The following is a 12,850-nucleotide window of genomic DNA, read 5'->3' as shown; positions in this document are numbered from 1 at the left end:
GGTCACGACTCCGCCCCCGCGGAGCGGGAACCCGCGACGGCGGCCGGGTGCCGGCGCACAGCGGCCGGACACGCCGTCCGGCCCCCGACAACCCCGAGGAGAACGCCCCATCATGCGCATCTTCATCGCCGGCGGCACCGGCGCGATCGGCACCCTCCTGGTGCCGCTGCTGGTCGGCGCGGGCCACACCGTGACCGGCGGCACCCGCACCGCCGAGGGCCTGGAGCGGCTCGCCGCCCTGGGCGCCCGGGGCGTGCGGCTCGACGCGTTCGACCGCGACGCCGTCGCCGCGGCCCTGGAGGACGCCGCCCCGGACGCCGTCGTCCACCAGCTGACCTCGCTCAGCGGGGGCAGCTCCGCCGACAACGCCCGCATCCGCGTCGAGGGCACCCGCAACCTGGTCGACGCCGCCAAGCGGGCCGGCGTGCGCCGGATCGTCGCCCAGTCCGTCTCCTGGGCCTACCGGCCCGGCGAGGGGCCCGCCGACGAGGACACCCCGCTGGACACCGGCGCGCCCCAGCCCCGGCAGACCACCATCGGCGGCGTCACCGCCCTGGAGGAGGCCGTCGCCGAGATCGACGAGCACGTCCTCCTGCGCTTCGGCGCCTTCTACGGCCCCGGCACCTGGTACGCGCCCGGCGGCCTGATGGCCGGCAAGCTCGCCGGGGGCGTGCTGGCCGCCGACGACGGCGTCAGCTCCTTCGTGCACGTCCGCGACGCGGCCCGGGCCACCCTGCAGGCCCTGCAGTGGCCCAGCGGCCCGGTCAACGTCGTCGACGACGAACCGGCCCCCGCGCACGAGTGGGTCCCCGCGCTGGCCGCCGCCCTGGACCGGCCCGCCCCGCAGCGCACCGCGGGCGGCGCCCCCTGGGAACGCGGCGCCCTCAACACCCGCGCCAAGTCGCTGGGGTGGAGCCCGCGGCACAGCAGCTGGCGCACCGGCTTCGCCGACCAGGGCTGAAGCCGCGGCGGGGGCGCCGGGCCGACCCGGCGCCCCCGCACCGGACGGGGGGTCAGCGCCCGCGCGTTCCCCGCGCGGGCACCGGGCCCCCGTCCGCCAGCAGCGCCGCCAGCTCCGGCCGGCGCACCTTCCAGGTCGAGGTCCGCGGCACCTCGTCGAACGGCAGGTGCCGCACCGGCCCCAGCGCCGGCATCCCCTCGGTCGCCCGCCGCCAGCGGGCGGCGTCCAGCGCCAGGTCGCCGCGCGTGCACACCACCGGCACCGCCTGCCCGTCCGGGCCGGCCACGATGACCACCTCCCGCAGCTCCGGCAGGCGCTCCATCAGGTCGTCCTCCAGCCGCAGGTTCGAGTCGACCTCCTCCACCCGGTCCACCGCCCGGTCCAGCAGGTGCACCCGGCCCAGCCGGTCCATGAAACCGGTGTCGCCCATCCGCCACCACCGGCCGTGCAGGCTCGCCCGGAACCGGGCGTCCTCCCCGAGGTAGGTCTGCGCCCGGGTGCGGCTGCTGACCTCGATGTGCCCGGTGGCGCCCGCGGGCAGCACCGCCCCGTCGTCGCCGACGATCCGCAGCCGGGTGATCCCCGGGAGCCCGCGGCCGACCCGGCGGCCGTCCAGCCGGTGCAGGTCCCGCCGGGTGTACCAGGTGCCGGTGACCGGCCCGGTCTCCGACTGGCCGTAGAGCTGGATGAAGGCCGGACGGCGCCGCTCGGAGGCTTCCAGCAGGGTCCGGACGGTCCGCGGGTGCATCGCGTCGAACGTGGCGCTGTAGTAGCGGACGTTGGCCAGCGGCCGGCCCGGGTGGCCGGCCAGCTCCTCCCAGTCGATGTACACGTTGGGCTGGGTCTCCACCGCCCCCGGCCGGTGCCGCGCGAACCACGGCCCGATCGACTCCGGGCCGCCGTCCACCGCCACCAGCAGCGGGTTGCCGTGGTTCAGCGCCAGGTCCAGGGCGCTGTAGAAGCGCGCGTGCACGAAGCTCAGGTGCAGGGCGACCGTCTCGCGCCGCCAGGTGGCCGCCGCCACCAGCCGCTGCAACCGCAGCCGCTGCCACAGCGCGTCCGGCGACTGCACCACCAGCTTCGGCAGACCGGTGGTGCCCGAGGTGTGGCTGATGAACGCCGGCTCGCGCACCCCCGGCACCCGCACCCCCGCCAACGGCGCCACCGGGCACCCCGCCAGCGCCCGCCCGCCCGCCGGCACCGCCCCGCCGCCGCCCGGGCCCGGCCCGGGAACGACCAGCACCTCGCGCGCCGCCGCCGGCACGAACCCCGGCAGCGCCAGCTTCCCCGCATCGGTCAGCAGCCACGGCCGCTCCAGCCGCTCCAGCAACCGCGCCGCGACGGCACCCTCCAGCTTCGGCGACAGCAGCGCCGGCACCGCGCCCACCCGCTGCACCGCGGCGGCCAGCAGCGCGATGTCGAAGTTGTCCGACTTGTACAGCGCCACGTGGTCACCGGGCCGCACACCGGCCCCGACCAGCCGCCCGGCCGCCCCGCGCACCAGCGCGGCCAGCCGGCCCACCGTCAACTCCGTCCCCTCGTCCGGCGCGAGGTCCAGCGGCCGGTCGAGGAACACCGGCGCCCGGCCGTGCCTGGCCGCCGCCCGGTCGAACATCAAGCCTATGTAGAAGCCCCTGGGTCCCGGCATCGCCTCTCCCTCCCCGCCGCACGGCGGTTCCTCGGATGCACGGATGCTCCCGCCCCCCGACCGCCCACCCACCGGAATCGGCATCAACCTGCGCCCCCGCCCCGCCCCCTGGCAGCTAGCTGACCCGCCCGCCTGTCCCCTTGGAGGCAGGGCGGGAGCACTTTGGGCGCAGTTCCGTTGAGGGGGACCACGGCGCTTCCTACGCTCCGAAAGACGAGCAGCCGAACTCACGATTGGACCGCTATGACCTCCGCCGTTCTTGAGGCGCAGCCCGCTGAAGAGGTGGCGCCCCGTATGACCTCGCGTCAACGGTTGACGCTGACACTGCTGTTGGGCTCGCAGTTCATGCTTGCCGTCGACTTCTCGGTGCTGAACGTGGCGCTGCCGGAGATCGGCAACAACCTGGGCTTCTCACTGGGCAACCTGCAGTGGGTCTCCACCGCGATGATGCTGCCCTCGGCCGGCTTCACCCTGCTGTTCGGCCGGCTGGGCGACCTGGCGGGCCGTCGCAAGATGCTGCTGATCGGCATGGTGCTGCTGGCCGCCGGCTCCCTGGTCGGCGGCCTGGCCACCACCCCGGCGATGCTGCTGGCCGCGCGGGTCGCCCAGGGCCTGGCCGCGGCACTGGCCACCCCGGCCGCGCTGTCCCTGCTGCTGACCTCACTGCCCGAAGGACCGCTGCGCGCACGGGCCCTCGGACTGAACGGCACGCTCATCTCGGCCGGATTCACCGTCGGCGCGATCTTCGGCGGCATCCTGACCTCGCTGCTGAGCTGGCGCTGGGCGTTCTTCATCAACGTGCCGGTGGCCGTCGCGATCCTGCTGATCGCCCCGAAGATCCTCGCGGAGAGCCGGGGCGAGCGCGCCAAGCTCGACCTCCCGGGCGCGGCGACCGTCACCACCGGCCTGCTCGCCCTGGTCTACGGCGTCACCGCCGCCGGGCAGCACGGCTGGGGCAGCGCCGCCGCACTGATCCCGCTGGCCGCCGCCGCCGTGCTGCTGGCCGCGTTCTGGATGATCGAACTGCGCAGCGAGGCACCCCTCGCGCCGGTGCAGGTGCTGCGCCGCTCCAGCGTCAAGTGGGGCAACTTCGGCGGCCTGATCACCTTCACCATGGAGAGCTCGGTCATCTTCCTGCTCACCCTCTACCTGCAGGACGTGTTCGGCTACACCCCGCTGGAGACCGGCTTCACCTTCTGCGGCATCGGCGTGGCCGCGTTCGTGGGCGGCATGACCGCCCCCCGGCTGATCGGACGCTTCGGCAACCGCACGGTGCTGACCTGCGGCCTGCTGCTGCAGGCCGTGGCCACCAGCCTGCTGTTCCTGGTCGGCAACGGCGGCGGCGGCGCGCTGACGCTGATGCTCGCGGCCTCCTCCGCCGGCGCGTTCGGCCACATCTCGGCGATCGTCGGCTACATGGTCACCGCCACCTCCAACCTGCCGGACAGCGAGCAGGGCCTCGCCAGCGGCCTGGCGTCCATGACCCAGCAGGTCGGCATCACGGTCGGCATCCCGGTGCTGTCCTCGATCGCCACCGCCCGCGCCGCCGCCTCCGGCTCGGTGCTCAACGGCATCCACGACGCCCTGCTCATCGACGCGGTCGTCGTCCTGCTGGGCGCGGTGATCGTGCGCGCCGGGCTGCGCCGCGACTGAGCCGCACCGCCCCCGCCGCGGTCCCGTCCACCGTCCCGGTGGGCGGGACCGCGCGCGTTGCGGGACCGCGGTGCCACCTGCGGGACAGCGCCGTGCCACTTCGGGGGCAGTTCCGTTCTGCGCCGACCGGCCGGTCCCTAGCCTCGGTGGAAGAACCCCGGGCCGCCGCCGTCGCGGCGGGAGCACGGCGCCCGGAGCGGCCTGTCCAGTTTGCGGAACTCACCCAGAGGTGGAACGTGGAGCAGATGTACGAGCAGGAGGCAGGGGCCGACCGGCGCCCGGTCCTGGTGGTCGGCGCCGGGCCGGTGGGGCTGACCGCAGCTGCCGAACTGCGGCGCCGGGGCGTCCCGGTGCGCTGCGTGGACCGCGCCCAGGGCCCCTCCCCGCTGAGCAAGGCACTGGCGGTGTGGCCGCGCACCCTGGAGGTGCTGCGCCGGCTCGGCGGCGGGAAGCGGATCGAGACCCACGGACTGCCGATCGAATCGCTGCGCTACCACTCCAACAACCGGGAGGTCGCCCGGATCCGGTTCGACGACCGGACCCGGCCGGTGACGCTGCCCCAGCCCGACGTCGAGGCCCTGCTCGGCGAGTGCCTGTCCGAACTCGGCGGCGAGGTCGAGTGGGGCACCGAACTCGTCGCGCTCGAACAGGACGCCCACGGCGTGACGGTGGAACTGCGCACGGCCGACGGCACCGCGGTGCGCGAGGAGTTCTCCTACGTGCTCGGCTGCGACGGCGCGAGCAGCACCGTGCGGGAGCGCCTCGGCATCGCCTTCGACGGCAGCACCTACGCCCCGCTGTTCGCCCTGGCCGACGTGCGCGTCGAAGGGCCGCTGGTCCACGACGCCAACTACTACTTCTGCGGCCCCAAGGGCGTCGTGGTGCTGGTCGGCCTGCCCGGCGGCAGGTTCCGGGTGTTCACCGCCGCCCCGGCGGGCACCACCCGCGAGGACATCGACCTCGCCCTGATCCAGCGCCTGCTCGACGACCGCGGCCCCGGCGGCCTGACCCTGCACGACGCGACCTGGACCACCGGCTTCTCGGTCCACGCCCGGCACGCCGAACGCACCCGGGTGGGACGGGTGTTCCTGGCCGGGGACGCCGCCCACATCCACAGCCCGGCCGGCGGACAGGGCCTGAACACCGGGGTCCAGGACGCCCACAACCTCGCCTGGAAGCTCGCCCTGGTCCACGCCGGCCGCGCGCACGAGACGCTGCTGGACAGCTACGCCGACGAACGCGGCCAGGTCGCCCGGACCGTCATCCGCCAGGCCGACCTGCAGACCCGGGCCTGGACGCCCACCAAGCGCTGGCACGTCGCCCTCCGGGACACCGCCCTGCGCGTCGCCTCGGCACTGCGGCTGGGCGACATCGCCTACGTGCCCGGCCTGGCCGGACTGACCTACGTCTACCGGCAGGGCGCCGCCGTCGGACCCGCCGGTTCCGTGGGCGGGTTCACCACCGGCGCGCTGGCACCCGACCGCACGGTGTGGGACCGGCGCACCACCCGGCGGGTACCACTGCGCCTGGCGCTGACGGACCTGCGGATGACGCTGCTGGTCGCCGGCCCCGGCGACCACGCGGTACCGGCCGCGGCCACCGCGCTGGCGGCCACCCTGCAGCAGCAGTACGGGGACCTGGTCGAGACCCGCTACCTGGACACCACCGACGCGCTGCTGTCGGACACCGCGCCCCGGGACGCCGGGCTCAAGCGCAACGACGGCCGGTTCGCGCTGGCGCTGGTGCGGCCCGACGGGTACGTCGCGGTGTGCGGCGGCGGGCGCGGACCGGAACTGGTCCGCGACTGGCTGCGGACCGCGTTCCCGGCGCAGGGGCACCGACCCGCCGCCACCGCCACCGCCGTCACCGAGTCCGATTCCGAATCCGAGTTGAAGGAAGCCCTGCTGTGACGAAGATCCCCGACAGCCACCTCGACCTGCTCGAACGCCCGCTGTTCGGACACCTGGCCACGATCCGGCCCGACGGCACGCCCCAGGTCAACCCCGTCTGGTTCCGCTGGGACGGCGAGCGGCTGTGGTTCACCACCGAAACCGCCCGCTACAAGTACCGCAACCTCGCCGCCAACCCGAACGCGGCCCTGTCGGTCAACGACCCCGACCAGCCCTACCGCTACCTGGAGGTGCGCGGCACCGTCGACACGTTCGTCCCGGACACCTCCACCGACGGCTTCTTCGAACTCGCCGCCCGGTACGGCATGGACTTCGAGCGCCCGATCCCCGACGCCCCCCGCCGGGTCATGGTCGGACTGCTCCCCCACCGCGTCACCTTCCAGTAGCCGACGGCGAGCTGCGCAGGCAGCCACCGGACCCCGCCGCCCGCTGACGGAGAGACATAAACCGGGTTTACCCTCCCCCTCCCCCTCCCCCGCGCCTGCCCCGAGGGCGATGTAAACCCGGTTTACCCTCCCCCTCCCCCGCGCCTCCGCCGAGGGCGATGTAAACCCGGTTTACCCTCCCCCTCCCGCTCCCAGCGGCACGCCGGATCCCGCCCGCAGTGCATCAAATCCACCCCGACGCCACTATGGTGACGTCATGGCATCTCCATACTCCGATGGAGAGCGGGAAAAGGTTGCGTCCAAGCTTCCGCCGACTCTCCGCCAAGCGCTGAAGACCCGGGCCGCCCAACTCGGCATCGACATGCAGGTCGCGGTGACCGAGGCGGTCGAACGGTGGCTGGGCCGCGAAGCCGGCCAGGACGCGACCGTCGACACCGCGGGCGCCGACAGCTTCAACACCTGGCTGCCGGCCGGCCTGTACGACACCTTCAAGGCCGAATGCAGCGCCCGGGACATCTCCTTCGTCCAGGGCCTGGCCCAGGCCATCCGCGCGTGGGTGGACTCCCACGCCGCGCCGCTGACGGACCTGACGATCCCCCGCCTCACCCGGCGCTTCATCGTCTGCAACCAGAAGGGCGGCGTCGGCAAGACCACGGTGGCCGCCGGCCTCGCGCAGGCCATAGCGCTCGGCCTGCCCGCCACCACCGGCGCCTCGAAGCTCCCGGCGATGCCGGGCCTGCGCGTCCTGCTCGTGGACTACGACCCGCAGGGCCACCTCACCGAGCAGTTGGCGTGCAAGCAGATCGCACCGGGCACCGAGAGCCTGGTGACGCACATGGTCGAACGCGAGCGCGTGGTCGGCTCCCTGATGGACCACATCGTCCCGATCGCCCCCGAGCACTTCGACGGCCGGCTGTTCCTCCTGCCGTCCTCGTTCGAGGCGTTCCTCCTCGACTCGAAGCTCGGCGGCGTCCGGGGCCCCCGCGAAGCCCTCCTGCAGCGGGCCCTGGCCCCGCTGGAGGAGCACTTCGACGTCATCGTCATCGACGCCCCGCCGAACCTCGGCCTGGCCATGGACGCCGGCATCTACTACGCGCACCGCCGCAAGAACGAGGCGAAGGGCAACTCCGGCGTCGTCATCCCGGTCGAGGCCGAGGACTCCTCCGCCCACGCCTACCTGATGCTCGAAGGCCAGATCAACACGGTCTCCCTCGACTACGAGGTCGACATCGACCGCCTCGGCCTGGTCGTCAACAAGTACGACGTCCGCAAGGGCTACGTCGTGGCCACCGCCCTCGAACAGTGGCAGTCCCTCCAGGACCCGCCGGTGCTCAGCGTCGTACCCGACCTGAAGGAACAGCGGGAGGCCGTGCACGTGAAGCAGCCGCTCCTGCAGTACGCCCCGTCCTCGACCCAGGCGCAGCGCATGCGCGAGATCCGCCGGAGGCTCGGATGAGCATCGCCAAGAAGCTCGCCAGCGCCGGCGGCGGGTCCGCGTTCAGCAGCCTCAGCGCCGCCAAGGGCGGCGACCTGGCCTCGGCCGAAGCCCGCAGCGAGGCGCTCGGCCGGGCCCGCAAGGCATCGAGCGTCCCGCTGACGGATGTCGTCTTCAACCCCCGCAACCACCGCAAGACCTACAGCGAGGAGGCGATCGACGAGACCGCGGCGAGCATGCGGGAGAGCGGGCAGATCACCGCCATCACCGTGGTGTCGCGGATGGCCTTCCTCGACGCCCACCCTGGCGTGCCCGAGGAGCACCTCGGCGACGCCTCGTTCGTCGCCCTCGACGGCAACCGGCGCCTGCGCGCGGCCGAACGCGCCGGCCTGGAGCGGATCCGGGTCGACCTCCAGGACGACCTCGCCCCGACCGCCGCCGCGATGCTCGAAGCCGCGCTGATCGCCAACATCCACCGCGAGAACGTCCCGCCGATCGAGGAGGCCGAGGCCATCAAGGAACTCCTCGACACCGTCCACGACGGCAACCAGGCCGCCGTGGCCCGCCGCCTCGGGAAGACCCCGGCCTGGGTCGGCCAGCGCCTGGCGCTCCTCCACCTGGCCCCCGAGGTCAAGGAGATGGTGGAGAGCAAGGAGATCGGCGTCAAGGAAGCCCGCCGCCTCGGCGCCGCGACTCGCGCCGGAACCCTGACAACCGACGAGCAGGTCACCCGGGCCCGCGAAGCCAAGGACAAGCCGAAGGCCACGGTCACCCGCCCCCGGACCGCAGCCGATGTAAACCCGGTTTACCCCTCCCCCACCGCCCCGGCGGAAGCCCCCGCGCCCCGGCCCGGAGTAAACCCGGTTTACTCCGAGGGCCGACCGACCGAACCGGAACCCGCGACCACCGCACCGGCGCTGGCGACGCTGACCGTCGACCCCGCCGACGCGGACACCTTCGCGAAGAGCATCCGCTCGGCCACCACCCCCCGTCAGGCCGCCGCCATCGCCCGCGCCCTGATCGACCTGCTGAACACCGAGCACAGCATCGAGCTCTCCGAGGAGCCGGCCTGAGCGGGCCCGGCATAAACCCGGTTTACCCGGGGCTGGCCCCTGGCCTCGTGCCTGGGGCCAGCCCCCTTCTGTACGGCGCCCGCGTTACCAGGCCATTCCCCGAGCCGACTGTACAGAAAGAGCAGGAAGTGTACAGTTCTGTACATGAGTGACACCCTGCCGATCACGGAAGCCCGGGCCTGCCTCGGCTCGCTGGTCCGGCGCGCCTCCCACGCCCGTGAACGCATCACCATCACCGACCACGGCCAGCCCGCCGCCGTCCTGATCAACCCCCAGGAACTGGCCGACCTCGAAGACGCCCTCGCCCTCGCCCAGTACCGGGCCAAGCAGGCCACCGGCGCCACCACCGGCGTCCCGCACGAGCAGGTCCGCACCCAGCTCGGACTGGGGCCCGCTGCTTGAGCTACACGATCATCTGGGACGAGTCGGCCATCAACGCCGCCGCCCGGTTCCTCCAGGACGACCCGGAAGGCCTGCGGCAGCTCATGGACGCCGTCGACCTGCTCGCGAACTCCCCCCGCCCGCCGGGCAGCGCCGAGTACGGCTCCGCCGACCTCCGCCGGATGCACGTCGGCCGCTACCGCGTGATGTACGAGATCACCGAGACCACCGTCACCATCATCGTGATCCACCTCGGCCGCATCGGCTGACCACCCCACCCCGCCGCACCGGTAGCCGCCCTGCCGACAGGTCTCTGCCCGTACGACCAACGGGCACCCGGGGCGGCCCCTCCGCCCGAGCTGGCGCCGCCGGACTGCGGACCGCACCACCCTCCGCCCGGGCCAGGCCCTCGAAGGACGCCGGGCCCCGGCAGCGGCGGGGGTCACCACCCAGGACACAGTGGTTCCCGAGTCGCCACCGAAGGCCGTTGGCAGGGGCGGGAAAGCCCCTTCAGCAACGGCCGGGGTCCCGTGCGATGGCTGGTGCAGACGGGCGCGCGGTAGTGACCACTGGAACCCGCAGCCAGGGGTCCTGTCCGGTCCGTCGACCCCCGGCCGCGATCGCACCGGTGCGCCGAGAGCGGAGCTGAAACCCGAAGCGGGGTGGGGCCCCGGGGCACGCGTGCCTTTACTTAAGAAGGGGGAACATCCCCTGACCTGCGGCGATGCCCGAGCTAACGTCTGGTTTTCCAGCCGTTAAGGTCAGAAAACCAGACGTTAGCGGTACCGGCGGTGGAAGGGCCGGAAGGAAGCGAACCGACACACCCCGACTTGACCGCGTCCTTCGGCCGAAGACCTGTAGGTTCACGTCCACAAGGGCGGGTTTTCTGGAGCCAACGTCTGGAAAACCAGCCCTTGTGCAGCGAGACGGCGCCGACTGGCAGAACCGGCGCCCCGCAACGACCACCACACGTGATGAGGAGCAACGATGGCCCGCAGGGGCAACATCGCCCTGGTGAACCTGGACACCGGCGCGGTACTGCCGGCGCCGAAGAGCCGGACGCCGCACACCATGGACGGCTCCTACACCCTCAACGCCTACACCGACGACGCCCCGCTCTACAGCCTGGCGCTGTCCGGCGCGGAGTGGGCGACGATCGACTGGGTCCGCTCCAACGGCGGCGCCGGCGCGGCCGTCAAGGTCACCCCGGCCGCCGTCGCCACCGAGATCCACGCCACCGAGACGACCGCCAAGACGGCGCTCGCCCGCCTGGTGAAGCTGAACATCCTGCTGAAGACCAGCCCGCGCAGCCAGACCTACCAGCTCAACCCCCGCCGGTTCTGGGAAGGCAGCGGCGAAGCCCAGGTGCAGGCGTGCCGCCGCCTCGACCCGCCGGCCATCGTCCCCGACGCCAAAGCCGTCGCCGCGGCGCAGAAGGCGGCCGCGAAGCAGGCGCAGAAACCCTCCGGCCCGCGCCGCACCCGCAGCACCACCACGATCGGAGCCGACCGATGAGCGCCGCCACCCACGACCACCGCGGCGGATTCGACCCGGACGACCTCGGCATGCCGCCCGTCTACACCCTCAACCTCTCCGCCGGCCAGCGCAGCGTCCTGGAATGGCTGGTCAGCCGGGGGGCGGTCTTCGACACGGTCACCGCCGACGTGGAGGAGATCGCCGCGGACTGCGGAACCTCCGTCTCCACCGTCTACGACTCCCTCGCCCGCCTCGAAGCCCTGCACCTGGCCGACAACCCGGACCCCACCCGCTACCGCGTCAACCCCCGCTACTTCTTCGCCGCCAACCCGGAGATCCGCCGCCTGGTCGGCGAAGCACTGGACGCCCCGCAGATCACCCCCGACGCCCGCGCCACCGGCCCCCGCAAGATCGGCAACACCGAGGCCCGCCGCCGCCGGACCATCAAGGCCGTCCCCGACCAGCAGTAGCCCGGAGCCTCACCTGCGAAAACCCTCCACAAGGGCTGGTTTTTCGGACCCAAGGTCCGAAAAACCAGCCCTTGGCCGCAGCCCTCCTCCTCCACCACACCCCCTCCCGGCCCTGGTCGCCCCCCCCCCCGCAAGCATGGACAGACCCGGGCCGACCCCTCGGTGGGTACCGCCTTTCCGGTGGACTGCTCGGCTTCGCCCCTGCCCGTCCTGTGCGCCGCAGGGCACAGGACGTCCTGCCGATTGGAGGGCCGGCGGCAGGGCAGGGGCATCGGCATCGGGGTCGGTAGGCGCGGAAAGGGCCCCCAAGGGCCCGGGTCCGGCGGCAGCGGCCCGGACAGTCAGCCCGCCGGAGGCCCGGCGTCGGGGACGGTGTGACGGTTGGCTCTGCATTAAAAGAGGCGCAACGCGCTGACCTGAGGAAACGTCGCGCGAGTGTGGGGTTATAACCCCCGTTACTCACTGGTAACCGGGGGTTATAACCCCACACTCGTCGGACCAGCGCGCCAACTGCGGGTTGGAACCCTACAAAAGTTATGCCCTGAGATAACCCTTGAGGGTGATCAGTGCATCGAAGGGTGGCCGTGTGGCCCGCCTCCCCGCTTCGCGGCCCGGCCAACCTGCCGCGCTGCCCTCCACTGAGCCAGCGGGTACGCACAACGTGGTTGCCATCCGGCTTCAGCCAGGTGAGACGGTCACGGTCAATCCGTCTCCTGAGCTGGAACCGGCTACTGGCAAGCAGGAAAACTTTGACTTCCTCGGCCACACCTTCTACATGGCATCGAAGGAGCTCTCCGCCAAGCTGCCGTTCATCGGACTGACCGCCACGGAGTACGACGTCTGGCACACCGTGCTCGGTGCTCAGCTCAAAGGCGGCATCGTGCCGATCACCGTCATCAAGCTCGGCGAACGGCTCGGTATCGGCCGCAAGGAAGCGGGCGAGGCTCTGGCCCGCTTCCTTGAGATGGGCTTCATCTGGCTGGAGCGGTGAGGCCGTTACCGGATCAACCGCGCATCGCCTTCTGGGGGTCCAGCGCCGAACAGCAGCGCGCCCTGGAGCTGATGCCGGATTCCATCCCCGAGATCCGCCTGCCCGAGGGCGAGGTTCGTCCGCCCCGCCGCACCCGTCGACCGAAGCTGGAGTCGCTGTGATGACCGCCGCTGACCGTTTCCCTGGCACGGAAACCTTCCTGACCGCCGAAGGCAGCGTCTTCACCGCACAGGATCTGTCCCGGGCCCTGCCGTTGTACCGACTGACCATCCTGCAGTACGACGTCTGGCACACGGTGCTGGGCGAGATGACCGACGGCGGCTTCGTGGTCCTCACCCTCGATGACATTGCCGAACGGCTGGCCACGAGTAAGAAGCTATCTCATTTGGGCTTGTAAGCTGCTCGCGTGACGATCGTGGAGCGCTTGGTGCCGGACGAGCTGTGGGAGCTGTTCCAGTTGGTGGTG

General features: G+C 72.4%; 13 protein-coding genes. 12 read left to right on the top strand and 1 reads right to left on the bottom strand.

What is annotated here, in order from left to right:
- Positions 1-112 precede the first annotated feature (112 nt).
- Positions 113-961 carry an NAD-dependent epimerase/dehydratase family protein gene (locus ABD345_RS30700; protein WP_344556891.1) on the top strand — a complete coding sequence of 283 codons (849 nt, stop codon included), beginning with the start codon at positions 113-115 and terminating at the stop codon, positions 959-961.
- A 52-nt stretch (positions 962-1,013) separates the two neighbouring features.
- Here the strand turns inward: ABD345_RS30700 and ABD345_RS30695 are convergent, their stop codons facing one another.
- Positions 1,014-2,609 (bottom strand): class I adenylate-forming enzyme family protein, encoded by a 1,596-nt coding sequence (locus ABD345_RS30695; protein ID WP_344556889.1) that lies wholly within the window; start codon positions 2,607-2,609, stop codon positions 1,014-1,016.
- A gap of 294 nt (positions 2,610-2,903) precedes the next feature.
- Here ABD345_RS30695 and ABD345_RS30690 point away from each other — a divergent pair, with 294 nt between their 5' ends.
- From ABD345_RS30690 to ABD345_RS30640, 11 genes are all read left to right on the top strand, one after another.
- Positions 2,904-4,262, top strand: a complete 1,359-nt coding sequence (locus ABD345_RS30690) for an MFS transporter (protein ID WP_344556887.1) — start codon at positions 2,904-2,906, stop codon at positions 4,260-4,262.
- A 245-nt stretch (positions 4,263-4,507) separates the two neighbouring features.
- Complete coding sequence (locus ABD345_RS30685) at positions 4,508-6,172, top strand: FAD-dependent monooxygenase (protein WP_344556947.1); 1,665 nt, start codon at positions 4,508-4,510, stop codon at positions 6,170-6,172.
- Positions 6,169-6,558, top strand: a complete 390-nt coding sequence (locus ABD345_RS30680; protein ID WP_344556886.1) for a PPOX class F420-dependent oxidoreductase — start codon at positions 6,169-6,171, stop codon at positions 6,556-6,558. The genes ABD345_RS30685 and ABD345_RS30680 overlap by 4 nt, the downstream gene beginning before the upstream one ends.
- Positions 6,559-6,814: 256 nt before the next feature.
- Positions 6,815-8,014, top strand: coding sequence for a ParA family protein (locus tag ABD345_RS30675; RefSeq protein WP_344556884.1), 1,200 nt, complete (start codon positions 6,815-6,817; stop codon positions 8,012-8,014).
- Positions 8,011-9,066 (top strand): ParB/RepB/Spo0J family partition protein, encoded by a 1,056-nt coding sequence (locus tag ABD345_RS30670; RefSeq protein ID WP_344556882.1) that lies wholly within the window; start codon positions 8,011-8,013, stop codon positions 9,064-9,066. The genes ABD345_RS30675 and ABD345_RS30670 overlap by 4 nt, the downstream gene beginning before the upstream one ends.
- Positions 9,067-9,210: 144 nt before the next feature.
- Positions 9,211-9,468, top strand: a complete 258-nt coding sequence (locus tag ABD345_RS30665; protein WP_344556880.1) for a type II toxin-antitoxin system Phd/YefM family antitoxin — start codon at positions 9,211-9,213, stop codon at positions 9,466-9,468.
- Positions 9,465-9,716, top strand: coding sequence for a type II toxin-antitoxin system RelE family toxin (locus ABD345_RS30660; protein ID WP_344556878.1), 252 nt, complete (start codon positions 9,465-9,467; stop codon positions 9,714-9,716). The genes ABD345_RS30665 and ABD345_RS30660 overlap by 4 nt, the downstream gene beginning before the upstream one ends.
- 718 nt (positions 9,717-10,434) lie before the next feature.
- Positions 10,435-10,962 (top strand): MarR family transcriptional regulator, encoded by a 528-nt coding sequence (locus tag ABD345_RS30655; RefSeq protein ID WP_344556877.1) that lies wholly within the window; start codon positions 10,435-10,437, stop codon positions 10,960-10,962.
- Entirely contained in the window at positions 10,959-11,393 is a 435-nt protein-coding gene (locus ABD345_RS30650; protein WP_344556875.1) for a MarR family transcriptional regulator, read from the top strand. Before ABD345_RS30655 ends, ABD345_RS30650 begins: the two co-directional genes overlap by 4 nt.
- Positions 11,394-12,054: 661 nt before the next feature.
- Positions 12,055-12,384, top strand: a complete 330-nt coding sequence (locus ABD345_RS30645) for a hypothetical protein (RefSeq protein ID WP_344556871.1) — start codon at positions 12,055-12,057, stop codon at positions 12,382-12,384.
- 160 nt (positions 12,385-12,544) lie between these two features.
- On the top strand, positions 12,545-12,781 hold the full coding sequence (locus tag ABD345_RS30640; RefSeq protein ID WP_344556869.1) for a hypothetical protein: 237 nt from the start codon (positions 12,545-12,547) through the stop codon (positions 12,779-12,781).
- The last annotated feature ends 69 nt before the right edge of the window (positions 12,782-12,850 follow it).

Origin of the sequence: Kitasatospora saccharophila, from assembly GCF_039529925.1 — a bacterium.
GTDB lineage: Bacteria > Actinomycetota > Actinomycetes > Streptomycetales > Streptomycetaceae > Kitasatospora > Kitasatospora saccharophila.
This window is presented reverse-complemented; position numbering and strand designations above follow the sequence as displayed.